General features: G+C 73.2%; 24 protein-coding genes. 17 read left to right on the top strand and 7 right to left on the bottom strand.

Features of this window, described 5'->3' with window-relative positions; translation table 11 throughout:
• Positions 1-44: 44 nt before the first annotated feature.
• On the bottom strand, positions 45-1,115 hold the full coding sequence (locus ACIQ87_RS11385; protein WP_402404952.1) for a cation diffusion facilitator family transporter: 1,071 nt from the start codon (positions 1,113-1,115) through the stop codon (positions 45-47).
• 194 nt (positions 1,116-1,309) lie between these two features.
• Entirely contained in the window at positions 1,310-2,038 is a 729-nt protein-coding gene (locus tag ACIQ87_RS11390) for a gamma-glutamyl-gamma-aminobutyrate hydrolase family protein (protein ID WP_402404954.1), read from the bottom strand.
• Positions 2,039-2,249: 211 nt separating this feature from the next.
• Between ACIQ87_RS11390 and ACIQ87_RS11395 the strand changes: the two genes are divergently transcribed.
• From ACIQ87_RS11395 to ACIQ87_RS11410, 4 genes are all read left to right on the top strand, one after another.
• A complete protein-coding gene (locus tag ACIQ87_RS11395; protein WP_402404957.1) occupies positions 2,250-3,653 on the top strand; it encodes a glutamine synthetase family protein in 1,404 nt (467 codons plus the stop codon).
• Positions 3,654-3,761: 108 nt separating this feature from the next.
• Positions 3,762-5,081: an aldehyde dehydrogenase family protein gene (locus ACIQ87_RS11400; protein ID WP_402405146.1), complete on the top strand. Its 1,320-nt coding sequence runs from the start codon at positions 3,762-3,764 to the stop codon at positions 5,079-5,081.
• Between the two features lie 7 nt (positions 5,082-5,088).
• Positions 5,089-5,889, top strand: coding sequence for a 3-oxoacyl-ACP reductase (locus tag ACIQ87_RS11405; RefSeq protein ID WP_402404960.1), 801 nt, complete (start codon positions 5,089-5,091; stop codon positions 5,887-5,889).
• 110 nt (positions 5,890-5,999) lie between these two features.
• On the top strand, positions 6,000-7,157 hold the full coding sequence (locus ACIQ87_RS11410) for a DUF2510 domain-containing protein (RefSeq protein ID WP_402404963.1): 1,158 nt from the start codon (positions 6,000-6,002) through the stop codon (positions 7,155-7,157).
• A 132-nt stretch (positions 7,158-7,289) separates the two neighbouring features.
• Here ACIQ87_RS11410 and ACIQ87_RS11415 read toward each other — a convergent pair whose 3' ends face one another.
• The 3 genes from ACIQ87_RS11415 to ACIQ87_RS11425 form a co-directional block, all read right to left on the bottom strand.
• Positions 7,290-8,204 carry a lytic polysaccharide monooxygenase gene (locus ACIQ87_RS11415; protein ID WP_402404966.1) on the bottom strand — a complete coding sequence of 305 codons (915 nt, stop codon included), beginning with the start codon at positions 8,202-8,204 and terminating at the stop codon, positions 7,290-7,292.
• A 243-nt stretch (positions 8,205-8,447) separates the two neighbouring features.
• Positions 8,448-8,879 carry a hypothetical protein gene (locus ACIQ87_RS11420; protein ID WP_402404969.1) on the bottom strand — a complete coding sequence of 144 codons (432 nt, stop codon included), beginning with the start codon at positions 8,877-8,879 and terminating at the stop codon, positions 8,448-8,450.
• Positions 8,880-8,938: 59 nt separating this feature from the next.
• The gene (locus tag ACIQ87_RS11425; protein ID WP_402404972.1) at positions 8,939-10,162 is read right to left on the bottom strand and encodes an amino acid deaminase/aldolase; all 1,224 of its coding nucleotides are present in this window, start codon (positions 10,160-10,162) and stop codon (positions 8,939-8,941) included.
• Positions 10,163-10,253: 91 nt separating this feature from the next.
• On the opposite strand from ACIQ87_RS11425, the gene ACIQ87_RS11430 reads away from it, so the two are divergent.
• Entirely contained in the window at positions 10,254-11,027 is a 774-nt protein-coding gene (locus tag ACIQ87_RS11430; RefSeq protein ID WP_402404975.1) for an SseB family protein, read from the top strand.
• Positions 11,028-11,082: 55 nt separating this feature from the next.
• On the opposite strand, the gene ACIQ87_RS11435 is transcribed toward ACIQ87_RS11430, so the two are convergent.
• Entirely contained in the window at positions 11,083-11,460 is a 378-nt protein-coding gene (locus ACIQ87_RS11435) for a DUF1844 domain-containing protein (RefSeq protein ID WP_224281591.1), read from the bottom strand.
• Between the two features lie 465 nt (positions 11,461-11,925).
• Here ACIQ87_RS11435 and infC point away from each other — a divergent pair, with 465 nt between their 5' ends.
• The 11 genes from infC to ACIQ87_RS11490 all read left to right on the top strand — a co-directional run bounded on the left by infC (position 11,926) and on the right by ACIQ87_RS11490 (position 22,908).
• A complete protein-coding gene (infC, locus tag ACIQ87_RS11440) occupies positions 11,926-12,681 on the top strand; it encodes a translation initiation factor IF-3 (RefSeq protein ID WP_402405147.1) in 756 nt (251 codons plus the stop codon).
• 143 nt (positions 12,682-12,824) lie between these two features.
• Positions 12,825-13,019: a 50S ribosomal protein L35 gene (rpmI, locus tag ACIQ87_RS11445; RefSeq protein ID WP_030055648.1), complete on the top strand. Its 195-nt coding sequence runs from the start codon at positions 12,825-12,827 to the stop codon at positions 13,017-13,019.
• A 109-nt stretch (positions 13,020-13,128) separates the two neighbouring features.
• Positions 13,129-13,524, top strand: coding sequence for a 50S ribosomal protein L20 (gene rplT, locus ACIQ87_RS11450; protein WP_030055649.1), 396 nt, complete (start codon positions 13,129-13,131; stop codon positions 13,522-13,524).
• A 98-nt stretch (positions 13,525-13,622) separates the two neighbouring features.
• Entirely contained in the window at positions 13,623-14,489 is an 867-nt protein-coding gene (locus ACIQ87_RS11455) for a TrmH family RNA methyltransferase (protein WP_402404978.1), read from the top strand.
• A gap of 118 nt (positions 14,490-14,607) precedes the next feature.
• Positions 14,608-15,711: an ATP-binding protein gene (locus ACIQ87_RS11460; protein WP_402404981.1), complete on the top strand. Its 1,104-nt coding sequence runs from the start codon at positions 14,608-14,610 to the stop codon at positions 15,709-15,711.
• A gap of 127 nt (positions 15,712-15,838) precedes the next feature.
• Positions 15,839-16,960: a phenylalanine--tRNA ligase subunit alpha gene (gene pheS, locus ACIQ87_RS11465; RefSeq protein WP_380700496.1), complete on the top strand. Its 1,122-nt coding sequence runs from the start codon at positions 15,839-15,841 to the stop codon at positions 16,958-16,960.
• Positions 16,960-19,461 carry a phenylalanine--tRNA ligase subunit beta gene (gene pheT / locus ACIQ87_RS11470; RefSeq protein ID WP_402404985.1) on the top strand — a complete coding sequence of 834 codons (2,502 nt, stop codon included), beginning with the start codon at positions 16,960-16,962 and terminating at the stop codon, positions 19,459-19,461. Before pheS ends, pheT begins: the two co-directional genes overlap by 1 nt.
• Positions 19,462-19,595: 134 nt before the next feature.
• Positions 19,596-20,033, top strand: coding sequence for a GntR family transcriptional regulator (locus ACIQ87_RS11475; RefSeq protein ID WP_402404988.1), 438 nt, complete (start codon positions 19,596-19,598; stop codon positions 20,031-20,033).
• The gene (locus ACIQ87_RS11480; protein ID WP_402404991.1) at positions 20,033-20,959 is read left to right on the top strand and encodes an ATP-binding cassette domain-containing protein; all 927 of its coding nucleotides are present in this window, start codon (positions 20,033-20,035) and stop codon (positions 20,957-20,959) included. The genes ACIQ87_RS11475 and ACIQ87_RS11480 overlap by 1 nt, the downstream gene beginning before the upstream one ends.
• The gene (locus ACIQ87_RS11485; RefSeq protein ID WP_402404993.1) at positions 20,956-21,918 is read left to right on the top strand and encodes a hypothetical protein; all 963 of its coding nucleotides are present in this window, start codon (positions 20,956-20,958) and stop codon (positions 21,916-21,918) included. The genes ACIQ87_RS11480 and ACIQ87_RS11485 overlap by 4 nt, the downstream gene beginning before the upstream one ends.
• 147 nt (positions 21,919-22,065) lie before the next feature.
• Positions 22,066-22,908: a chitosanase gene (locus ACIQ87_RS11490; protein WP_402404996.1), complete on the top strand. Its 843-nt coding sequence runs from the start codon at positions 22,066-22,068 to the stop codon at positions 22,906-22,908.
• Between the two features lie 74 nt (positions 22,909-22,982).
• Here ACIQ87_RS11490 and ACIQ87_RS11495 read toward each other — a convergent pair whose 3' ends face one another.
• Positions 22,983-23,852 (bottom strand): 3-hydroxybutyryl-CoA dehydrogenase, encoded by an 870-nt coding sequence (locus ACIQ87_RS11495; protein WP_402404998.1) that lies wholly within the window; start codon positions 23,850-23,852, stop codon positions 22,983-22,985.
• A 302-nt stretch (positions 23,853-24,154) separates the two neighbouring features.
• Between ACIQ87_RS11495 and ACIQ87_RS11500 the strand changes: the two genes are divergently transcribed.
• Entirely contained in the window at positions 24,155-24,973 is an 819-nt protein-coding gene (locus tag ACIQ87_RS11500; RefSeq protein ID WP_402405001.1) for an SDR family NAD(P)-dependent oxidoreductase, read from the top strand.
• The last annotated feature ends 34 nt before the right edge of the window (positions 24,974-25,007 follow it).

Consider the following 25,007-nt stretch of genomic DNA (forward strand, 5'->3'; position numbering starts at 1 on the left):
CACGTGTCGAATCATGCCGTACGGGGATGACGGACGGACGGTTCTCAGTGCTCGTGCGGGCCGGCCCGGTGGACCGGGCCGTGGGCGTCGGCGCAGTGTTCGGCGGCGGCGTCGGACGGGGTGGCGATCTGCAGCAGCGCCCCGGCCTCGTCCTCGCCGACGTGGTCGACCTGGAGGGTGGAGTGGGTGATGCCGTACTCGTCCGCGAGCCGGCGCTGCAGGGACCGCCGCACCGCGTGGCAGTCGCCGCCGGGGGTGACCAGGATGTGCGCGGACAGGGCGGGCTGGCCGGAGGTGATCTCCCAGATGTGCAGGTCGTGGATCTCCTCCACCAGCGGCTCGGTGACCATCCGGTCGGCCACCGTGTCCGGGTCGATCCCGGCCGGGGCGGCCTCCAGGAAGATCCGTCCGGAGTCCCGGACCAGCGCGATGCCGGCCTTGAGCATCAGCGCGACGACGATCAGCGAGGCGATGGCGTCGGCCCGGGCGAAGCCGGTGGTCAGGACGACGGCGCCGGCGACGGCGGTGGCGATGAACGCGTACAGGTCGGTCAGCACGTGCTGGAAGGCGCCCTCGACGTTCAGCGAACTGCGGTTGGCCTTGGACATGCACCAGGTCGCCGCGAGGTTGACCACGATCCCGACCAGCGCGGTGACCAGCACCAGTGAGCCGGTGACCTCCGGCGGTTCGAACAGCCGGGTGATCGCCTCGTAGCCCAGCCAGGCCGACAGCACCAGCAGGGTGACGCCGTTGGCCTGGGCGGAGAGGATCTCGGCGCGCTTGAGGCCGTAGGTGTAGCCGCCCCGGGCCGGGCGGGCGGCGAGCCGCATGGCGACCAGCGCGAGCGCGATCGAGGCGGCGTCGGTGAGCATGTGCGCGGCGTCCGAGATCAGCGCCAGGGACTGGGCGGCGAAGCCGACCGCGACCTCGCCGGCCATGAAGACGACGATCAGGGCGAGGGCGCCGAGCAGCCAGCGGCGGTCCGCGTCGGCGGAGACACCGTGCGAGTGGCCTCCGTGCCCACCGGAGCCGTGCGCGTGCCCGCCTGAGCCGTGCGCATGCGAGTGCTTGTAGTCATGCGCATGATCATCGTGCGAATGCTCGTGCCCGGCCATGGAAGTCCTCTCTGGGCGCACGGGTGGGGAAGGGGGCGCGTTGCGACCGTCCCGCAACCGAAGTGAACCGCAGAATCGACAAAGATCCAAAGGCTGTACTGGTGACCGTTGTCGTTGCCGTTCAGAGGGGCGCACCCGGTGCGTTCCGCACCCCGCCGAACAGCCGAAATCCCCTGCCCCCGCGCCCAGTTGTGCTACCCCAGCACCAGCGTGTCGAGGACCGCCGCGGTGGCCGCCCGGACCAGGGCCCGCATCAGCCGCAGGTCGTCCCCCTGCTCCGGGTGCCACTGCACCCCGAGCGTGAACCCCGGCCCCTCCACCGCCTCCACCGTCCCGTCCGGCGCGTGGGCACTCACCCGCAGACCCGACCCCACCCGGTCGACGGCCTGGTGGTGGAAGGTCGGCACCTCCAGCTCGCTCTCCGGCAGCAGCCCGCCCAGCAGCGTCCCCGGCACCGGGCGCACCGGGTGCGAGCCGTAGTGGCCGGGTGAGCCGCCGTGCACGTCCACCGGCACCACGTCCGGCAGGTGCTGCACCAGCGTCCCGCCGCACACCACGTTCAGGATCTGCATCCCCCGGCAGACCGCCAGCAGCGGCATCCCCGCCGCCAGCGCCGACCGCAGCAGCGCGACCTCCCAGGCGTCCCGTTCCGGCGAGTCCACCTCCGTCGCCGGGTGGGCCGGCTCCCCGTAGTAGGCCGGGTCGATGTCCGGCCCGCCGGCGATCACCAGACCGTCCAGCCGGGTCAGCACCTCCGGCGCGCGCTCCGGGGCGTCCGGCGGCAGCAGGACCGCGATCCCGCCGGAGTCCCGGACCTGCGCGGTGTACCGCTCGGGCAACAGGGCCACCCGGCGGCCCCGCCAATCGCTCCAACTCGCGTCCACCAGGTAGGTGCTGACGCCGATCAAAGGCCTGCGATCCATGGCGCGCATTCTCCCCCCGAAGCGGCTGATCCACCGTCAGCCACGCGCGTCGGCGCGCCACGGCCGGGCGGCGTCCGCCGGTCCGACGCCGGCCCGTCCCCTCGGGGCCCTTCCGACACCCGCCCGCCCTCTTCCGCCCCGCGAGCCGCAGGCCGTACGGTTCGCTGTGACCGCTTGATCTCGAAGAGTGATCGAGGAGGAGGGCTCGGCCATGTCCGACACGCCCGAACTGTCCGAACGGGCCGCCGCCGGCGCGCCGTCCCGGCCGCCGCTGACCCTGGACGGCCTGCGCACCCTGGTGGACGCCGGCGAGGTGCACACCGTCGCGCTCGCCTTCACCGACATGCAGGGCCGCCTCCAGGGCAAGCGCTTCGCCGCCCGGTTCTTCCTCGACGAGGTCGCCGAGCACGGTGCCGAGGCCTGCGACTACCTGCTGGCCGTCGACGTCGACCTGAACACCGTGGACGGCTACGCCTTCTCCTCCTGGGCCACCGGCTACGGCGACTTCGCGATGCGCCCCGACCTCGGCACCCTGCGGCTGACCCCCTGGCAGCCCGGCACCGCCCAGGTCACCGCCGACCTCGCCCGGCACGGCGGCCACCCGGTGGACGCCGCCCCGCGCCAGCTGCTGCGCCGCCAGATCGCCCGGCTCGCCGAGCACGGCCTGGCCGCCGACATCGGCACCGAGCTGGAGTTCCTGGTCTTCCGCGACACCTACGAGCAGGCCTGGCAGGACGGCTACCGCGGCCTGACCCCGGCGAACCTCTACAACGTGGACTACTCGATGCTCGGCACCGCCCGGGTCGAGCCACTGCTGTCCCGGATCCGCACCGAGATGGCCGGCGCCGGCCTGGTGGTGGAGTCCGCCAAGGGCGAGTGCAACCTCGGCCAGCACGAGATCGCCTTCCGCTACGCCGACGCCCTCACCACCTGCGACCAGCACAGCGTCTACAAGACCGGCGCGAAGGAGATCGCCGCCCAACTCGGCTGCGCGCTCACCTTCATGGCCAAGTACGACGAGCGCGAGGGCAACAGCTGCCACATCCACCTCTCGCTGCGCGACGCCGTCGGCGCCCCCGCCTTCGCCGACCGGGACGGCCGGATGACCGACACCATGCGGCACTTCCTGGCCGGCCAGCTGGTCGCGCTGCGCGAGTTCAGCCTGCTGTACGCGCCGAACATCAACTCCTACAAGCGCTACCGCCCGGGCTCCTTCGCCCCGACCGCCGTCGCCTGGGGCCGGGACAACCGCACCTGCGCCTACCGGGTGGTCGGCCACGGCCCCGGCCTGCGGATGGAGAACCGGGTGCCGGGCGGCGACGTCAACCCGTACCTCGCGGTGGCCGGGATGATCGCGGCCGGCCTGCACGGGGTGCAGCGCAAGCTGGAACTGCCCGCTCCCTGCCTCGGCAACGCCTACGCGGTCGAGGAGTACGCCCGGGTGCCCGGATCGCTGCGCGAGGCGGCGGACCTGTGGGCGCAGAGCGCCCTGGCCCGGGAGGCCTTCGGCGACGACGTGGTCGATCACTACCTGAACATGGCCCGGGTCGAGCAGGCCGCCTACGACGGGGCGGTCACCGACTGGGAGCGCTACCGATCCTTCGAACGGATGTGACCCGTGACCGAGCCGACCGCGAAGACGACCGCGAAGACGACCGCGTCCGCGTCCGCGTCCGCGGACGCCGAGAGCAGCAGCACCGTCCGCAACCCCGCCACCGGCGAGGTGCTCGCCACCGTCCCCGACACCACCCCCGGGCAGCTGGACGCGGCCGTCCGGCGCGCGCTGAAGGCCCAGGCCGGCTGGGCCGCGCTGGCCCCCGGCGAACGTGCCCGGCTGCTGCGCCGGTTCGCCGACCAGGTCGAGGTGCACGTCCCCGAACTGGCCGCCCTGGAGGTGGCGGAGGCGGGCCACCTCCTGGCCAACGCCCACTGGGAGGCCGGCAACGTCCGGGACCTCCTGGAGTACGCGGCCGGGGGAGTGGAACGGCTGACCGGCCGGCAGATCCCCGTCCCCGGCGGCCTGGACGTGACCTTCCACGAGCCGGTGGGCGTGGTCGGGGTGATCGCGCCGTGGAACTTCCCGATGCCGATCGCCGCCTGGGGCTTCGCCCCCGCCCTGGCGGCCGGCAACGCCGTCCTGCTCAAGCCCGCCGAGGCCACCCCGCTGACCGCCCTGCGGCTGGCCGAACTCGCCCTCGCGGCAGGCCTGCCCGAGGGCCTGTTCCAGACCGTCCCCGGCGCGGGCGCCACCACCGGCCGGGCCCTGGTGGACCACCCGGCCGTCCGCAAGATCGTCTTCACCGGCTCGACCGTCGTCGGCAAGGAGGTCGCCGCCCGCTGCGCCGCCCACGCCAAGCGGGTCACCCTGGAACTCGGGGGCAAGAGCCCCAACATCGTCTTCGCCGACGCCGATCTGGCCCGCGCCGCCGACCCGATGTCCTTCGCCGACAACAGCGGCCAGGACTGCTGCGCCCGCAGCCGGATCCTGGTCCAGCGTGAGGTGTACGAGGACTTCCTCGCCCTGCTGCTGCCCGCCGTCGAGTCCCTGCGCACCGGCGACCCGGCCGACCCGCAGGCCCAGCTCGGCCCGCTGATCTCGGCCGCCCAGGTCCGCCGGGTGTCCTCCTACGTCACCCCCGACCTGCCGGTGCTGGCCCGGGGAAAGGTCCCGGACGGGCCCGGCTACTGGTACCCGCCGACGGTGATCGCCCCCGAGGACCCGGAGGTCCCGGCCGTCACCGAGGAGATCTTCGGCCCGGTCGCCGCCGTCCTGCCGTTCACCGACGAGGCCGACGCGCTGCGGCTGGCCAACGCCACCCGCTACGGGCTGTCCGGCTCGATCTGGACCCGGGACGTCGGCCGGGCGCTGCGCCTGGCCCGGGGCGTGCGGGCGGGCAACCTGTCGGTCAACTCGCACTCCTCGGTGCGCTACTGGACGCCCTTCGGCGGCTACGGCGAGTCCGGGGTGGGCCGCGAGCTGGGGCCGGACGCGCTGCGCCACTTCACCGAGACCAAGAACGTCTTCATCCACAGCGAGGAGTGACAGCCCGATGAGCGAGAAGCACGCCGCGCGGGACGACGCCGTCTGCCGCCGGCTGGTCGGCCGCACCGCCGTGGTCACCGGCGCGGGCAGCGGGATCGGCCTGGCCGCAGCCCGCCGGCTCGCCTCGGAGGGGGCGAAGGTGGTCTGCGCCGACCTCGACGAGGACACCGGGCGGGCCGCCGCCAAGGAGGTCGGCGGGCTGTTCGTGCACACCGACGTCACCGACCCGTACATGGTCGAGGCGCTGTTCGACGAGGCGTACGAGACCTACGGCAGCGTGGACGTCGCCTTCAACAACGCGGGCATCTCGCCGCCCGAGGACGACTCGATCCTGACCACCGGACTGGACGCCTGGCGGAAGGTCCAGGAGGTCAACCTGACCTCCGTCTACCTGTGCTGCAAGGCCGCGCTGCCGTACATGCGCCGGCACGGGCGGGGCTCGATCGTCAACACCGCCAGCTTCGTGGCCCGGATGGGCGCGGCCACCTCGCAGATCTCCTACACCGCCTCCAAGGGCGGGGTGCTGGCGATGTCCCGCGAGCTGGGCGTGCAGTTCGCCCGGGAGGGCATCCGGGTCAACGCGCTCTCGCCCGGGCCGGTGGACACCCCGCTGCTGCGCGAGCTGTTCGCCGCGGACCCGGAGCGGGCCGCCCGCCGGCTGGTGCACATCCCGCTCGGCCGGTTCGCCCGGGCCGAGGAGATCGCCGCCGCGGTGGCGTTCCTGGCCAGCGACGACTCCTCGTTCATCACGGCGAGCGAGTTCCTGGTGGACGGCGGTATCTCGGGGGCGTACGTGACCCCGCTGTAGGCCCCTCCCCGTCGGCACACCGGGGTTCTCACCGGAATCTCATCGAAAACGGCGGGAATTCCCGGCTGCGCTGATTTCGCGTTTATCCGGCTGGCTTTAGATTCTCTACCGTGAGCGAGCAGATTCCCGCCGGGTGGTACCCGGACCCGAAGGACACCTCCGGCGACCCGAGGCCGCAGCGGTGGTGGGACGGCAGGGGCTGGACGGCCGACACCCGGCCCGCGCCCTCGGACGCCCCGGCGCCGGGCGCCCCGGCGGGCACTCCGGACTCCCCGGAGGCGGAGCCGACGGCCGCCGCGGCCCCGCAGCCGGGGACGGCCGAGCAGCCCAGGGTGCTGGAGGGTGAGGTGCTGGACAGCGGCCCGACCGTCCGCTACCCGGAGCCGCCGCCCTTCGGCACCGCCTACGGCTCGCCCGCCGGGCCCCCGCGCAAGCCCCGGCGCAAGCCCTCCAAGCTGGTCGTCGCGACCACCCTCGCCGCCCTGCTCGGCCTCGGCGCGGGCTCGGGGATCACCTACCTCGCGATGGACGGCCACCGGGACCGCGCCCCGCGCAGCGCCCGCCCGGCCCCGCAGGACGGCTCCGGCCCGTGGGGCGGCATCCCGGGCTTCGGCGACCCCGGCGACGGCGGGAGCGGGAGTGGGAACGGCAAGGGCGGCAACGGCGGCGGGGGTGGCAACGGCGGCGGCCGGACCCGCCCGAGCGCCGACCAGGCGATCGACGTGGTCAACCGGATCGTCCTGCCGGTCCCGGACGGCTGGCAGGCCGGCACCACCGACAAGGGCTACGCCATGCTCACCGTCGGCTCGTACACCTGCGTGGACGGCAAGAGCGAGTGCTCCCTCGGCGGCGCCAACACCGGCCGGATCACCGGCGGCGGCACCGACGCCCAGGCGGCGGCCAAGGCCGACATCGCGTCGGCGGCCAAGGACTCGTACGGCGACGTCACCGGTCACCAGGAGCTCAAGTCCGAGGCCGTGAAGGTCAACGGCCAGGACGGCTACCTGGTCCGCTGGAAGGTGGACGTGGCCAAGGGCAACAGCGGCTACGTGCAGACCGTGGTCTTCCCGTCCGCCGACGGGAAGTCGCTGGTCTCGGTGCACTTCGGCTTCGACATCGCCGACAAGTCGCCGGACGTCGCGGTGATGGACACCATCGTCCAGGGCATCACCACCTACAAGGGCAAGCTCCCGGCCATCCCCGGCCTGCCCGGTACGGGCTCCGGCGGGGCCGGCGCGGGCGGCGGCACCGGCGGCACCACCACCTGAGCCCCTCGCTCCTCACACGGCGGCGGCCCACCCGGAGGGAAGACCGGGTGGGCCGCCGTTCGTCGTCGCGCGGGGTGGTGTCACGGGACCGGGCCGGACGGGGGAGTGGCCGGCCCGGTCCCGTGCCCGGCCTCAGGAGTCGCGTCGAACAGCCTCGACGCGACGGCGCCGGAGCACCATGCCGGCCCAGCCGACACTGATCGCGGCGGCGCCGGCGAGCAGCAGCGGACCGGTGGCCGAGGTGCCGCCCACGGCCGCGGAGGCGGTCGGGATCACCCGGCCGGCCGGGGAGTCCGGGTCCCCGCCGTGGCCGTGGTGGGCGACCGTGGACTTGGAGGCGTCGGCCGCGATCTGGGCGTCGCTGGGCGCGGCCGGAGCCTGGGCGGCGAGCGCCGACACGGCGGTGGTGGAGGCGCCGAAGTCGACGTCGGAGCAGGAGTAGAAGGCCTCCGGGCTGTCGCTGCGCTGCCACACCGTGTAGAGGACCTGACGGCCGGTGCGCTGCGGCAGGGTGCCGGAGTAGGTGTAGAAGCCGTTGACGGCGTTGCGGTCGACCTGCACCTGGGCGACCGGGGCCGGGTCGAGGTCCGACCACTTCAGCGGCTTGGTGGGGTCGTAGCTCGGCTTGGTGATGTAGACGGTCTGGGTGCCGACGTGCGGCGCGGTGGTGCGGAACTGGAAGGTGAAGGCGCCGGCCTTCACCGCGGTGGCCGGCCAGTCGGTGCGCGGCCAGTCCAGCGCCGCGTACTTGTCCCGGTTGGCCGAGCAGAGCTTGCCGTCCGGGATCAGCGCCTGGGAGTTGCCGTTGGCGTTGGCGATGTTGACCTCGTTCCAGTCGTACAGCGGCTGGGTGCCACTGGCGGCGACGAGGTCCTTGCAGACCTGGGACACCGGGTGCTCGGGGCCCTCGGCGTAGCAGGCGGCGACGCGGCTCACGGGGTTGGTCATCGTGCCGTGGGCGCTGGCGGTGCCGGCGGTGGCACCGGCCACCGCGACGACCGCGGCGCCGATCACGCCGACGGACAGGGCACTTCGCTTGATGGACATGGGGTGGGGACTCCTTGACCGTCGTTCCGGGCGTGCGTGGGGGAACGGGCACGCCTGCCCGTTCGGGAGCCGCCGGCCCGGCGCGCGGCCCCCGGGCCGAAGCGTAGGATTGGTCTGGACCAGAAGGCAATAGCCGCGCGTGCTGCGCCTGTTGACGGACTGTAGGCCCCCGAGCAGCGCAAAGGCCCGACGGACGGCTGGGGTTAGCCGTTCCATCGGGCCCCGTTAAGGCTCCGGAAAGGTTCAGAAGTTCAGGTCGCCGTTGATCGTGTCGGCCTGGACGACCTTGCCGTGGCCGACCTGGAGGACGGTGCCGTGGACCGTCATGTCCTTGAGCTCGTTGTGGTACACGATGGGCGCCTGCTCGGTCGCCTTGGGAGCGAACTCGTCGAGGATGGAACGGAGTTCGGCGGCCATGGCCGGGTCGTTGACCAGCAGTCGGCGCAGCTTCGGCTGCCACTCGCCCTCGGCGCTCTGGAGGGCGGACTCGCGGCCGTTGTCCGGAGCTGCGGCCAACTCGGCCTGGGTCTCGTCCAGTTCTTCGGAGATCGAATCCGCCCTGTGGCCGAACATCGCGGCAACGCGCGGCTTCACCCGGTCCCAGGCCGAGGTGACCATGAGCCCGGCCAGGGCGGCCGCGCCCCTCGTGGCAATGTCCGTGAGTTCGGGGTCCATGCTGCTCCCTTGTCGTACCGCAGTGTCGGCACCACGGTAGGGCAAAGGCGGACAAGGCGTCAGAGGAACGTCTTCCCCTCGCCGCGGTACGTCGGCACGGTCCGTACGATCCGGTCGCCCTCGACCAGGTGCAGCTCGGCGAAGCGTTCGCACAGCTCACCCGCCTTGGCGTGCCGGAACCAGACCCGGTCGCCGATCAGCAGGTCGTCCGCCGCCGAGCCGAGCAGCGGCGTCTGTACCTCCCCGGCGCCCTCCATCGGGTCGTAGCGCAGCCCGGCCGGCAGGTACGGCACGGGGGAGCGGTCAGGGCCGGCCGCGCCGGAGGCCGGGTAGCCGCCGCCGAGGACGGTCACCACGCCGAGGCCGGGGCGGCGCACCACCGGCTGGCCGAACAGCGCGGCCGGGCGGCCCCGGAAGGCGCGGTAGTTGTCGAAGAGCTGCGGCTGGTACAGCCCGGAGCCGGCCGCCACCTCGGTGACGGCGCGCTCGGCCACGGTGGACTCCACGCTGCCGGTGCCGCCGCCGTTGACGAACTCCAGGTCGGCCACCCGCCGCAGCCGCCGGACCGCCGCCGCGCGCCGCTCGGCCAGCTCCGTCCTGGCCCTGGCCTGCATCAGCCGGATCAGCCCGGAGCGCACCGGCCGCCCGGGCACCCGGTCTCCCACTCCGGCGACGTGCCCCTCGTACGCCATCAGGCCGACCACCCGGAAGCCCCGGCGGCGCTGGACGAGTTCGGCGAAGGCGCCGAGGTCCTCGGGGGTGCGCAGCGGCGAGCGGCGGGCGCCGACCCGGACCCGGCCGCCGAGCAGTTGCAGCGAGGTGTCCAGCTCCAGGCAGACCCGCACCTCGGCGTCGCCGCCGCGGGCCTCGTCGATCAGGTCCAGCTGGGCCGGGTCGTCCAGCACGACGGTGATCTCGCGGGCGGCCTCCGGGTCGGCGGTCAGCTCGGCGAAGCCGGCCCGGTCGGCGGAGGGGTAGGCGAGCAGGATGTCGCGGACGCCGGTGCGGGCCAGCCAGAGCGACTCGTCCAGGGTGAAGCTCATCACCCCGAGGAAGCCGTCCACGGCCAGCGCCCGGTCCAGCAGGGCCCGGCAGCGGATCGACTTGCTGGCCAGCCGGATCGGCTTGCCGCCGGCCCGGCGGACCAGGTCGGCGGCGTTCGCGTCGAACGCGGCGAGGTCCACGACGGCCACAGGGCCGTCCAGGTGGGCGGTGGCGCGGTCGTACCGGAGGCGGTCGGAAACCGGGGCGGGTGCGGTCGCGGGCGCGTCGAGGATCACCATGGGCGCAGGGTGCCACAGCGCGCTACCGGTGGGTAGGGGCCGCGTGCAGGGAAATGGGGCCGTCCGCGCGCGGTGGCATAGGGTCGGGCGGGTGGACCGCAAAGACTTCTCCAACCCGGCGTTCGTCGGCAAGAGCATCCCGAACCCCGGCTTCTCCGACGACGACGGCAGCGCCGACCCGGCGCTCGCCGAGGCCCTCGTCCGCTGGTCGCAGGACCGCGCGGCCGAGCCGGAGGTGCTGGCGGCGCTGCCCCCCACCCGGCTGATGGTCCCGATCGTCGCGATCCTCGGCGAGGTCGAGGTGAGCCCGGACGGGCACCGGCACGAGAAGACCAGCGACATGGCCGTCCCGGTGCTGGAGGCCCCGGACGGGCGCCGCGCGCTGCCGGCCTTCACGTCGCTCGAGGCGCTCACCCGCTGGCGGGCCGACGCCCGCCCGGCGCCGACGGCGGCCCCGCAGGCCGCGATGGTCGCCTACTCGGAGCGCGCCGACACCCTGCTGATCGACCCGGCCGGGCCGGTGGCGTTCCAGCTGAGCGGCGCCCGGCTGCGGGCGCTCGCGGAGAACCGCCCGTTCCTGCCGCCGGTCCGCGACCCGGAGGTGCGCGAGGCGGTCCGTGCGCTGCTGGCGGCCGAGCCGCAGGTGGTCAGCGGGCTGCTGGCGGCCTCGGAGGGCTCGGACGGGGTGCTCGCGGTGGTGTTCGACCCGGCGCTGGACCAGTCCGGGCTGCAGGCGGCCGCGCAGCGCGTCGGGCAGGCGGTGGCCGCCGACCCGGTGCTGCGGGTGCGGCTGGACCGGGGGCTGGACCTCGCGGTGCTGCCGGCGAGCGCGGAGCTGCCGGGGGAGCCGCTCTACAGGCGTTGAGAACGCCGAAGGGAGAACCTACCGGCCCAGTAGGTTCTCCCTTCGGGGTCCGGTCTCAGGAGTAGACCGGCCCGGTGAACTTCTCGCCCGGCCCGGCGCCCGGGGCGTCCGGGACGATGGACGCCTCGCGGAAGGCGAGCTGCAGCGAGCGCAGCCCGTCCCGCAGCGGCGCGGCGTGGAAGTTGCTGATCTCCGGGGCGCCGGCGGTGACGAGCCCGGCGAGCGCGGTGATCAGCTTGCGGGCCTCGTCCAGGTCCTTGTCCTTCTCGCCGCCCTCGGCGAGACCGCACTTGACGGCGGCGGCGCTCATCAGGTGCACCGCGACGGTGGTGATCACCTCGACGGCCGGGACCTCGGCGATGTCGCGGGTGAGGTCGTCGAAGCCGATCGCGTCGTCGTCCGCGCCGGGGGTCTGGGTGGGCTCGCTGCTCAAGGGGGGCTCGTTCCTTCGTGCCGTGTGGGTACACGTGGAGCGTACAAGGGCCCCGGAGGACGCGGACGAGGCAGTATGCCGGGGCGGAATAGCGTTCGACCCCCCGACGCTGTAAGCTTCGAGACTGACCGGCCGGGATCCCGCATGGGCGCTCGGCCAGCAAGTGGAGGCTCCACTGAGGAGGCCCGAGAGGGCAACCGCGAAAGTCTCCCACCCGATCGGCTTCCGGGTCGACGGGTCCCGGTCCGCGACGGGCGCCCCTGGTGCCGAGTCGCCGCAGCGCCCCTCACCGGGCGCAGCCCCCGGTTGTGTGGAGCCCCGCTTGTACCGAGCGGGGCTTTTTTCGTGTGGCGGTGTACGTACCGGACAGCGCAGCACGAATGAAGCCCCGCCCAGTGGTCGAGTCCACTACGTGCGACCGCCGTCCGACGGCCGCATCGCAGAAGGTGCAACCGAGGAGGCCCCATCAGCACCGAGCCCCGCATCAACGACCGGATTCGCGTCCCCGAGGTGCGACTCGTCGGTCCCAGCGGCGAGCAGGTCGGCATCGTGCCGCTTGCCAAGGCGCTGGAGCTCGCGCAGGAGTACGACCTCGACCTGGTCGAGGTCGCGGCGACCGCCCGGCCGCCGGTGTGCAAGCTCATGGACTACGGCAAGTTCAAGTACGAGTCGGCCATGAAGGCCCGTGAGGCGCGCAAGAACCAGGCGCACACGGTCATCAAGGAGATGAAGCTCCGGCCGAAGATCGACCCGCACGACTATGACACCAAGAAGGGTCACGTCGTCCGGTTCCTCAAGCAGGGCGACAAGGTCAAGATCACGATCATGTTCCGCGGTCGTGAGCAGTCCCGCCCCGAGCTGGGCTTCCGTCTGCTTCAGCGGCTCGCCGACGACGTCCAGGACCTGGGCTTCGTCGAGTCCTCGCCCAAGCAGGACGGCCGTAACATGATCATGGTCCTTGGCCCGCACAAGAAGAAGACCGAGGCCATGGCCGAGGCCCGCGCCCTCGCGGACGCCCGCAAGGCCGAGCGTCAGGGCCGCACCCCCGGCTCCGACGCCGCTGCGGACGCCGAGGTCGAGGACGTCGTGACCGAGGACGCCGAGGTCGAGGACGCCGTGACCGAGGACGCCGTGACCGAGGCGCAGGACGCCCCGGCCGAGGCGCCGGCCGTCGAGGCCGACGCTCCGGTCGAGCAGCCGGCCGCCTCCCAGGGCGCCTGAGCCTTCACCGGCCAGGAGGGCCCGGGAGACCGGCCCACAGGGTGACGGGGCGGCCCGCCCGGTCACCGCAGATCCATCCAGTTCACGCCCGCGTGGCAACCGCCGCGCGGGCGTGGACGGGACCGACGAGGAGATACGGCGAAATGCCGAAGCAGAAGACGCACAGTGGCGCCAGCAAGCGCTTCAAGATCAGTGGCTCTGGCAAGGTGCTGCGCGAGCGCGCCGGCCGCCGCCACCTCCTGGAGCACAAGCCCTCGACGCTGACCCGCAAGCTGGCCGGGACCGTCGAGCTGGCCCCCGCTGACGCCAAGAAGATCAAGAAGCTTCTCGGCAAGTGATCGCCCTCCCGCCCGGCGCGAGCCGCGAGCGGGGCAGCTGATCCTTCCCGACCCATTCGAATGACGGACCACGTGAAGTAGTCCGTGGTCCAACCCAAGGAGTAATCAAGTGGCACGCGTCAAGCGGGCAGTCAACGCCCACAAGAAGCGCCGGGTCATCCTGGAGCGCGCCAGCGGCTACCGTGGCCAGCGTTCGCGCCTGTACCGCAAGGCCAAGGAGCAGGTCACCCACTCGCTGGTCTACAACTTCAACGACCGCAAGAAGCGCAAGGGCGACTTCCGTCAGCTGTGGATCCAGCGCATCAACGCTGCGGCCCGTGCCAACGGCATCACCTACAACCGCTTCGTGCAGGGCCTGAAGGCCGCCAGCGTCGAGATCGACCGCAAGATGCTGGCCGACCTGGCCGTCAACGACCCGGGTGCGTTCGCCTCCCTGGTCGAGGTCGCCCAGAAGGCGCTGCCGGCCGACGTGAACGCCCCGAAGGCCGCCGCCGACGCCGCCTGATCTTCCGAGATCGGTTGAGCTCTGACCGGACCCGCAGGCTCGCCTGCGGGTCCGGTCCTGCTTTGCCCCCTCCTTCAGCGCCTCCGGAGAACGAGACCATGCCGAGCACCGACACCCCCCTGCTGACCTCCCTGCGCTCGCCGCGCGTCGTGGCCGCCCGCCGGCTGGCCAAGCGCAACCAGCGCACCAAGGAGCGCCGCTTCCTGGCCGAGGGCCCGCAGGCCGTCCGGGAGGCCATCGCCTTCGGCAGGCTGCCGGGCACCGGTGAGCACGCCGTGGTCGAGGTCTACACGACCGTGGAGGCCGCCGAGCGGCACGCCGGCATCGTCGAGGCCGCCCTGGCCGAGGGGCTGCCGGTGCTGACCGCCACCGACGAGGTGATCGCCGGGATCTGCGACACGGTGACCCCGCAGGGCATCGTGGCGCTCTGCCGCTTCATCGACACCCCGTTCGACGAGGTGCTCCAGGCCCGTCCCAAGCTGGTCGCGATCCTCGCCCACGTGCGCGACCCCGGGAACGCCGGCACCGTGCTGCGCACCGCCGACGCGGCCGGCGCGGACGCCGTGGTGCTCACCGACGCCTCGGTGGACCTCTACAACCCGAAGGCCGTCCGGGCCTCCGTGGGCAGCCTGTTCCACCTGCCGGTGGCGGTCGGCGTGCCGGTCGAGGAGGCCGTCGGCAGGCTGCGCGAGGCCGGCGTCCGGGTGCTCGCCGCGGACGGCGCCGGGGAGCGCGACCTGGACCGGGAGCTGGACGAGGGCACCCTGGGCGCGCCCGGCGCATGGGTGTTCGGCAACGAGGCGTGGGGGCTTCCGGAGGAGACCCGCGCGCTCACCGACGAGGTCGTGCGCGTCCCGATCCACGGCCACGCCGAGAGCCTCAACCTGGCCACGGCGGCGGCCGTCTGCCTGTACGCCTCGGCCCGCGCCCAGCGTTCGCCCGGCGGCTGCCGTTCGAACGCCTGACGCACCCCGGGGGCGCGTCCGGATCACCCCCTTGCAAGCCCTACTGCACGGGCTCGGGAGGCGCTAGGGTCTGCCTCTGTGGGGGGAACGGCACGGTGGGTAATCGGGGAGGCAACCCATGGTCGGCAGCGGACCCGAGCTCGACCCGGACGACCTGCCGGACGGCCTGGTGGTCGCCGACGCGCTGGGCCGGGTGGTCTGCTTCAACCGGGTCGCGGCCCGGCTCACCGGCGTGCTCCCGCAGGCCGCGCTCGGCAGTGAGCTGGAGGACGTCCTCCCGCTGGAGGACCTGGACGGCCGCCGCTGGTGGCAGCTGACCGACCCGTACGGCGGCCTGGCCATCCGTACCCGCCAGCCGGAGCGCAACCTGCTGCTGCCCGGGGGGCGCGAGGTGCTGGTCTCCGCCCGGTACGTGCGCAGCGCGCCGGGCGGGCCGCTGGAGCGCCTGGTGATCGCCCTGCGCGGCACCGAGGCCCGGCGCCGCACCGAGCGCAGCCACGCCGAGCTGATCGCCACCGTGGCGCACGAGCTGCGCTCCCCGCTCACCAGCGTCAAGGGCTTCACGGCGACGCTGCTGGCCAAGTGGGAGCGGTTCACCGACGGGCAGAAGCGGTTGATGCTGGAGACCGTCGACGCCGACGCCGACCGGGTCACCCGGCTGATCGCCGAACTGCTGGACATCTCCCGGATCGACTCCGGCCGGCTGGAGCTGCGCAAGCAGGTGGTCGACCTGGCCGCGGCGGTGCGCCGGCACGTCGAGCGCAAGGTCGCCACCGGCATCCCCGAGGACCGCTTCGACATCCGGATCAGCGAGCCGCTGACCGTCCTGTGGGCCGACCCGGACAAGGTCGACCAGGTGCTCGCCAACCTGCTGGAAAACGCGGTGCGGCACGGTGACGGAACTGTCACCATCGAGGTGGCACCGGCCAAGGAGGTCGTCGAGGCGCCCCTCTGGGAGCGCGACGGCACCCCACCCCGCATCGTGGAGGGCACAGCGGTCACCGTGAGCGACGAAGGCGGCGGGATCCCCGAGGAGTCGGTGCCCCGCGTCTTCACCCGCTTCTGGCGCGGCTCCAAGCGCGGCGGCACCGGCCTGGGCCTCTACATCGTCAAGGGCATCGTGGAAGCCCACGGCGGCTCGATCCGCGTCGACCGGGCCCCGGGTGCCGGCGCCCGGTTCCGATTCATCCTGCCCGCCGGGATCCCGGACTTCATGCTCTAGGGACTCCGCGGGGGCGGGCTGTGGGGAAGCGGCGCCGAGCGGCGCTACACGCTGCGACTACACTCGACCTTTGGCGTTGACCCCAAGACCTTGAGCACGGACGAGCAGGAGCACGGGAAAGATAGAGATGTCGGCACCCAACAAGTCGTACGACCCGGTCGAGGTCGAGGCTCTCAAGCCCGAGGTGGTGGAGCAGGCGCGGGACGAGGCGATCGCCGCGTTCGCCGCCGCCGGTTCCCTGGACGAGCTGAAGCAGGCCAAGGTCGCCCACACCGGCGACCGCTCCGCGCTCTCGCTCGCGAACCGCGAGATCGGCGCCCTGCCCCCGCATGCCAAGGCGGCCGCCGGAAAGCTGATCGGCCAGGCCCGCGGGGCCGTCAACCAGGCCCTCGCCAAGCGGCAGGCCGAGCTGGAGGCCGAGCGGGACGCCCGCGTGCTGGTCGAGGAGGCGGTGGACGTCACGCTGCCGTACGACCGCGCCCCGCGCGGCGCCCGGCACCCGCTGACCACCATGGCCGAGCGCATCGAGGACACCTTCGTCGCGATGGGCTACCAGGTCGCGGAGGGCCCCGAGGTCGAGGCCGAGTGGCTCAACTTCGACGCCCTCAACCTGGGCCCGGACCACCCGGCCCGCTCGATGCAGGACACGTTCTTCGTCCAGGCCCCGGACGGCTCCGCCGACTCCGGCGTGGTGCTGCGCACCCAGACCTCCCCGGTCCAGGCCCGCACCATGCTCGACCGCGAGCCCCCTGTCTACGTGGTCTGCCCGGGCCGGGTCTACCGGACCGACGAGCTGGACGCCACCCACACCCCGGTCTTCCGCCAGGTCGAGGGCCTCGCGGTGGACGAGGGCATCACCTTCGCCGACCTCAAGGGCACCATCGAGGTGCTGGTCGAGAAGCTGATCGGCGGCGGCCTGGAGCTGCGCTGGCGCCCCTCGTACTTCCCGTTCACCGAGCCGAGCGCGGAGATCGACCTCCAGTGCTTCGTGTGCCGCGGCGAGAGCGTCGGCAACCCGGACCGGCCGTGCCGGACCTGCTCCTCCGAGGGCTGGATCGAGCTCGGCGGCTGCGGCGTGGTCAACCCGCGGGTGCTGGTCGCCTGCGGTGTCGACCCCAACCGCTACAGCGGCTTCGCCTTCGGCCTGGGCCTGGAGCGGATCCTGATGAATCGTCACAACGTCGCCGACATGCGCGACATGGTCGAGGGTGACGTCCGCTTCACCCTCCCGTTCGGGATGGAGATCTGATGCGCGTCCCGCTTTCCTGGCTGCGCGAGTACGTCGACCTGCCGGCCGGCGAGACCGGTCGTGACGTCGCGGAGCGCCTGGTCCGGGCCGGCCTCGAGGTCGAGACCGTCGAGCAGCTCGGCGCGGACCTCAAGGGCCCGCTGGTGGTCGGCGAGGTGCTCTCCATCGAGGAGCTGTCCGGCTTCAAGAAGCCGATCCGGCACTGCTTCGTGAACGTCGGCGACGCCAACGGCACCGGCGAGCCGCAGGAGATCGTCTGCGGTGCGACCAACTTCGCCGTCGGCGACAAGGTCGTGGTCGTGCTCCCGGGCGCCGTGCTGCCCGGCCCGTTCCCGATCGCCGCCCGCAAGACCTACGGCCAGACCTCGGCCGGCATGATCTGCTCCGCCCGCGAGCTGGGCATGGGCGACGACCACAACGGCATCATCGTGCTCCCGCCGGAGTACGAGGCCGGCACCGACGCCATCGAGCTGCTCCAGCTCGTCGACGAGGTGCTCGACATCGCCGTCACCCCGGACCGCGGCTACTGCCTGTCCATGCGCGGCGTGGCCCGTGAGGCCGCCGCCGCGTACGGGCTGCCGCTGGCCGACCCGGCGCTGCTCGACGTGCCGCCGGCGAACTCCTTCGGCTACCTGGTGAAGGTCAACGACCAGGCCGGCTGCGACCGCTTCGTGGCCCGTACGGTCGTCGGCCTCGACCCGAACGCCAAGTCCCCGATCTGGCTCCAGCGCCGGCTGCAGAAGTCGGGCATCCGCCCGATCTCGCTGACCGTCGACATCACCAACTACGTGATGCTGGAGGTCGGCCAGCCGCTGCACGCCTACGACAAGCAGCGCGTGGCCGGCCCGATCGTCGTCCGCCGGGCGGAGCAGGGCGAGCTGCTCACCACCCTCGACGGGGTCGAGCGCAAGCTCTCCGCCGAGGACCTGCTGATCTGCGACAACAGCGGCCCGATCGGCCTGGCCGGTGTGATGGGCGGCGCCTCCACCGAGATCCTCGACCCGGCCGCGGGCCCGGGCACCACCGAGGTGATCATCGAGGCGGCGCACTTCGACGCGGTCGCCATCGCCCGCAGCGCCAAGCGGCACAAGCTGCCCTCCGAGGCGTCCAAGCGCTTCGAGCGCGGCGTCGACCCGGAGGCCGCCCGCGCCGCCGCGCAGCGCGCCGTCGACCTGCTGGTCCTGATCGCCGGCGGCACCGCCGAGGCCGGGGTCACCGACATCGCCGCCCCGCACCCGGTGCGCACCATCACCATCGCCGCCGACCTGCCCGACCGGGTGGCCGGCACCGGGTACGGCCGCGAGACCGTCACCCGGCGCCTGCAGGAGGTCGGCTGCTCGGTCTCCGGCGCCGACGTCCTGGAGGTCACCCCGCCGACCTGGCGCCCCGACCTCACCGACCCGTACGACCTCGCCGAGGAGGTCATCCGGCTGGAGGGCTACGACAACGTCCCCGCCCGGATGCCCGACGTCCCCCCGGGCAAGGGCCTGACCGAGGCCCAGCGGGTGCACCGCCGGATCGGCGTCGCGCTGGCCGGGGCCGGCTACGTCGAGGTCAACAACTACCCGTTCCTCGGCGAGACCGCCTTCGAGGCGCTCGGCCTGGAGGCGGACGACCGGCGCCGCCGCACGGTGAAGCTGGTCAACCCGCTGAACGACGAGGAGCCGGCGCTGCGCACCACGCTGCTGCCGGGCCTGCTCGGCGCGCTGCGCCGCAACGTCGGCCGGGGCAACACCGACCTGGCGATCTTCGAGACCGGCACCGTCTTCCTGCCCAAGGACGAGCTGAGCGTGGCCCCGCGCCCGGCGGTCGACCACCGGCCCAGCGACGAGGAGCTGGCCGCGCTGGACGCCGCGCTGCCGGACCAGCCGCGCCGCATCGCCGTCGCCCTCGCGGGCGAGCGGCTGCCCTCGGGCTGGTGGGGCAAGGGCGCCCAGGCCTCCTGGGCGGACGCCGTGGAGGCGGCCCGCACGGTGGCCCGTGCGGCCGGCATCGAGCTGGCCGTCCGCCAGGGCCAGCTGGCGCCGTGGCACCCGGGCCGCTGCGCCGAGCTGCTGGTGGCGGGCACCGACCGGGTGGTCGGCCACGCCGGTGAGCTGCACCCGCGGGTCGTCAAGGCGCTCGGGCTGCCGGCCCGCACCGCCGCGATGGAGATCGACATCGACCTGCTCACCGCCGACGGCGCCGAGCGGGTCAGCGGCCCGACCGTCTCCGGTTTCCCGGTGGCGACCCAGGACGTCGCGCTGATCGTCGACACCGCCGTTCCGGCGGCCGAGGTCGAGGCCGCGCTGCGCGCCGGCGCGGGCGAACTGCTGGAGGCCATCCGGCTGTTCGACGTGTTCACCGGCGAGCAGGTCGGCGAGGGCAAGAAGTCGCTGGCGTACGCGCTGCGCTTCCGCGCGGTCGACCGCACCCTGACCGCCGACGAGGCCACCGCCGCCCGTGAGGCGGCCGTCGCCGAGGCCGTCGCCCGCACCGGCGCGGTGCTGCGCGGCGCCTGACACGGCACCGGCGCGGCAGCGCCCGAGGAGGGCCCTGTCCCGGACCACGAGTCCGGGGCGGGGCCCTCCGTCGTTTCCCGCCTCCCTCCCCGCGGAGTTGACGGCACCTCAGTCCGTCGTTTATCTCTTTACCTATGGAAGTAGATAAAGACGCCGACCGGCCCTCCCCGATCGAGTTCCGTCTGGACCCGGCCTCCGGCGTCCCGACCTACCTGCAGCTCGTGCAGCAGGTCGAACAGGCGCTGCGGATGGGCTGGTTGACCGAGGGGGACCGACTGCCCCGGGTGCGCGAGGTGGTGGCCGGCCTCGCGATCAACCCGAACACGGTGCTCAAGGCGTACCGCGAGCTGGAGCACCGCGGCCTCGCGGCCGGCCGCCGGGGCCAGGGCACCTTCGTACGGGGCCTGCCCCCCGGGGTGGTGCCGCTGCGCGAGCGGACCGCGCTGCGCCGGGGGCTGCTGGACTGGATGCGCTCGGCGCGGACCGCCGGGCTGGACGAGGAGGGGATGGTCGCGGTGTTCGAGGACGCGCTGCGCGACCTGCGCGAGGGCCGGGACGGGGTGGTGGCCTGATGGCCGTGGACACGGTGATCGACTGCGCCGGGCTCGGCAAGCGCTACCGCCGCTCCTGGGCGCTGCGGGACTGCCGGCTCGCCGTCCCCGCCGGGCACGTGGTGGCCCTGGTCGGCCCGAACGGCGCCGGCAAGACCACGCTGCTCGGCCTGGCCGCCGGACTGGCCCTGCCGAGCGAGGGCGCGCTGACCGTCCTCGGCGACCAACGGCCCGGCTCGCCGCGCGCGTTGGACCGGATCGGCTTCGTCGCCCAGAACGCCGCGCTCTACCCCGGCCTGCCGGTGCGCGACCTGCTGGCGATGGGCCGACACCTCAACCGCCGCTGGGACGAGGCCCGCGCCCGTACCCACCTGGACGGCCTCGGCATCCCGCTGGACCGCAGGTACGGCCGGCTCTCCGGCGGCCAGCAGGCCCAGGTCTCGCTCGCCCTGGCCCTCGCCAAGCGGCCCGAACTCCTGCTGCTGGACGAGCCGTTGGCGTCCCTCGATCCGCTCGCCCGGCACGACTTCATGGCCGTGCTGCTGACCGCGGTGGCCGAGGACGGGATGTCGGTGGTGTTCTCCTCGCACGCCGTCAACGAGCTGGAGCAGAGCTGCGACTACCTGGTGGTGCTCGGCGGCGGCCGGGTCCAGGTGTCGGGGGAGGTGGACGACCTGCTGGCCGGCCACCGGATGCTGACCGGCCCGACCGCCGAGGCCGACGAGGTCGCGCGGCGGCTTCCGGTGGTCCGCGACCGCCGGGCCGGCGTCCAGTCCCACCTGCTGGTGCGGACCGGCGGCCCGGACGCCCCGGTCTCCGGCTCCTGGCACCAACAGCGCGTCGGACTGGAGGAGTTGGTGATCTCCTACCTGCGCGAACCGGCCGCCTCCGCGCTCCCCGGCCCGCGCGGGGCCGTCCCGCCGAACGAGAAGGTGCTGCTGCCGTGAGCTCCCTGTCCCTCGCGCCGCCCCGCTCCGCCGTCCTGCGGGCGGCCGGGCTGCGCCACCGGCCCGCGCTGGTGACCCTGCTGACGCTGATGGCCGCGCTCTCGCTGGCGCTGCTGGTCCACGGCTGGTACGTGCACAGCGGCCTGGAACGCTCGGGCGCCGCCGCCTGCGATCCGGCCACGGACGCCTGCCTGCAGCGGTACAAGCAGTTCCTGCGCGAGTACGGCACCTCGATGGAGGCCGTCGCCATGGTGCTCCACGTGCTCGGCGGCGGCTTCGGTGCCTTCGTCGGCGGCCCCCTGCTGGCGAGGGAGTTCGAGCACGGCACGGTCCGCTTCGTGTGGACCCAGGGGGCCGGCCGGTCCCGCTGGACGGTCGGCTCGCTGACGCTGGCCGGCGGGGTGCTGGCGGTCGTCGCCGCCCTGTTCGGGCTGCTGTTGCGCTGGTGGAGCACCCCGCTGGTGCTCATGGGCGGGCGCTTCAGCCCGTACCTCTTCGAGCAGACCTGGCCGGTGGTGGTCGGCCGGGTGGTGCTGACCTTCGGGGTGGCCGCGCTGGCCGGCGCGGTGCTGCGCCGCACGGTGGCGGCGGTAGGCATCGGCCTGGCCGTCTCGGTCGCGCTGCCCTTCGTCGCCGAGTCCCTCCGGTTCCACTACCGGCCTCCGCTGGAGGAGGCGCTGCACACCATGCGGACGATGCCGCTGGACGAGCGGTGGCTGGGCGAGGTCTGGTACTCCGACCCGGCCGGGAACCGGATCCCCGTCGACGAGTTCTACGGCCACGGCGACTTCGCCCAGCTCCAGGCGCTGGTCCGGGACGGCGGCTACACCGCCCACCAGGTGTACCAGCCGGCGGACCGCTTCTGGCCGTTCGAGTTCATCGAGTTCGGCTGGATGGTCGCCCTGGGCGTCGCCGCCTGCGCGGCGGCGGTCTGGTGGGTGCGGCGCAGGGCGTTCTGACCCGGCGTCCGGCCGACGGCTCCGCGCCGCGGTTCCGGAGTTTTCTTGAAGAGGTTCCGTCAAAACGCTTGCGGGAGTGCGGCCCGAGGGGTTTTCCTTCTTCTCGTTAGGAAAGTTTCCTAACCCATCGAGGAATCGGAGCGTCCCATGCGCCCTCAGCCCCGTCGTGCCCTCCGCATCGCCCTCGCCGCCGCCCTGGTGGCCGCGCCGCTCACCGTCGCGGCCACCTCGGCGGCCCAGGCCGCCCCGTCGCCGGCCGCCGCCGTCCAGCTCGCGGGGGTCGGGCTGGACGACCCGCACAAGAAGGACATCGCCATGCAGCTGGTGTCCAGCGCGGAGAACTCGTCGCTGGACTGGAAGGCCCAGTACAAGTACATCGAGGACATCAAGGACGGCCGCGGCTACACCGCCGGCATCATCGGCTTCTGTTCCGGCACCGGTGACATGCTGGAGCTGGTCCAGCACTACACCGACCTCAAGCCCGGCAACGTCCTGGCCAAGTACCTGCCGGCCCTGAAGAAGGTCAACGGCACCGACTCGCACGCCGGCCTCGGCTCCGCGTTCGAGAAGGACTGGGCCACCGCCGCCAAGGACACCGTCTTCCAGCAGGCCCAGAACGACGAGCGCGACCGGGTGTACTTCAACCCCGCCGTCAACCAGGCCAAGAGCGACGGCCTGCGCGCGCTCGGCCAGTTCGCCTACTACGACGCCATCGTCATGCACGGCCCGGGCAACAGCTCGGACAGCTTCGGCGGCATCCGCGCCGCCGCGATGAAGAAGGCCAAGACCCCCGCCCAGGGCGGCGACGAGGCCACCTACCTCAAGGCCTTCCTGGACGCCCGCAAGGTGGTCATGAAGAAGGAGGAGGCGCACTCCGACACCAGCCGGGTGGACACCGAGCAGCTGGTCTTCCTCAACGCCAAGAACTTCGACCTCAACCCGCCGCTGAAGTGGAAGGTCTACGGCGACAGCTACGCCATCAACAGCTGACGCCACACCGAGCACGAGGGCCCGGCGGCCGGTTCACGGCCGCCGGGCCCCGCTGTCCGGGAGCGCCCGGGGTGTCAGGCGCTCGCGGTGTAGTCGTAGAAGCCCCGGCCGGACTTGCGGCCCAGCAGGCCCGCGTCCACCATCCGGGAGAGCAGCGGGGGAGCGGCGTACAGCGGCTCCTTGTACTCGTCGTACATCGACTCGGCGATCGAGACGATGGTGTCCAGGCCGATCAGGTCGCACAGCCGCAGCGGGCCCATCGGGTGGGCGCAGCCGGCCTCCATGCCCTTGTCGATGTCGGAGGCGGTGGCCACGCCCGACTCGAACATCCGCACCGCGGACAGCAGGTACGGCACCAGCAGCGCGTTGACCACGAAGCCGGCCCGGTCGCGGGCGCGGATCGGCTCCTTGCCGAGCACCTGGGAGGCGAAGGCCTCCACCCGCTCGGTGGTGGTCGCCGAGGTGGTCAGCGTGGGGATGACCTCGACCAGCTTCTGCACCGGCGCCGGGTTGAAGAAGTGCAGGCCGATCACCTGCTCCGGACGGGTGGTGGCGGCGGCCAGCTTCACGATCGGGATCGAGGAGGTGTTGGAGGCGAGGATCGCGTCGCGGCGCTCGACCACCCGGTCCAGGGTCTCGAAGATCCCGACCTTGATGTCCTCGCGCTCGGCGACGGCCTCGACCACCAGGTCGCGGTCGGCGAAGTCGGACAGATCGACGGTGAAGGACAGCCGGCCCAGCGCCTCGTCCCGCTGCTCGGGCGTCAGCTTGCCCCGCTTGACCGCCGTCTCCAGGGAGTTGGTCAGCCGGGTGCGACCGAACTCCAGCGCCTCACCGCTGGCCTCCGACACCAGGACGTCCAGCCCGGCCCGGGCGAAGACCTCGGCGATGCCCGACCCCATCAGGCCGCAGCCGATCACTCCGACGCGCGCGATGTCACTCACTCAGTTGCCCTTCGACGGTGCTGGGGGTCGCCCAGCTACGGGTGGCCCAGCGAGCTGCTGGACGACGGGCCGGTGTACCGGAATGGGTGCACCGGTCACCGCCCCGACGACGTTACTACTCCGTACCGGCCAGTAGGTCACCCCCTCCCCGGCGGGGTGCCACCTCCGGGCATCCCCCGAACGGGTGAGGCGGCGGCCCCTGACCCGTGTGCCCGGGGCCGGCTCCGCCGGTCGGCCGACAGAATGCCGCAGACGGGGCCGGGCCGAAGCGGACAGGGCCGGGGGCGCGAAGGGAGCACAGCGTGTCGACGGGATCGCTCGCAGGACAGGTCGCCCTGATCACCGGCGCCGGCCGGGGCATCGGCCGGGAGCTCGCCATCGGCCTGGCCGCCGAGGGGATGTCCGTCGGCCTGGTCGGCCGCACCCACGAGACCCTGACCGACACCCTCAAGGAGTGCGCCAAGCGCGGCTCCCGGGGCGTCGCCGTGACCGCCGACGTCACCCGCCCCGGCTCGGTGCGCGAGGCGGTCCGGGTGATCGAGCGCGACCTCGGGCCGACCGACCTGCTGGTCAACAACGCCGGTCTGGTCGACCGCGCCGAGGTGCCGCTCTGGGAGACCGACGCCAACCAGTGGTGGCAGGTGATCGAGACCAACCTGCGAGGCCCCTACAACCTGCTGCGCTGTGTGCTGCCCGGCATGGTCGCCCGTCGGCGCGGCCGGGTGGTCAACCTCAACTCGGGCTTCGCGCTGCGCCCGGACGGCGACTACACCGCGTACGCCACCTCCAAGGGCGCGCTGCTCCAGCTCTCCGACAACATGGCGGACTCGCTCGCCCGCAACGGCATCGTGGTCCTCGACATCAGCCCGGGCGCGGTGGCCACCGACATGACCGCCGGGATGCCGATGTTCCGGGACACCACGGCCTGGGGCTCCATCCCGTACATGGTGGCCGTCACCGTGGACGCCGCCCGCGGCCGCTTCGACGGGCTGCACGGGCGGTTCATCCACGCCGGCCGGGACGACCTGGAGGAGCTGGTCAACCGGGCCGACGCGATCCGCGCCGCGGACGCCCGTACGCTGCGGCTGCGCCCGTACAAGGACGACGACCCGATGGTCTGACCGGGTGTCCGGGCCGGAGCGTTCGGGTTCGGAC

This window comes from Kitasatospora sp. NPDC096204 (genome assembly GCF_044763205.1).
GTDB lineage: Bacteria > Actinomycetota > Actinomycetes > Streptomycetales > Streptomycetaceae > Kitasatospora.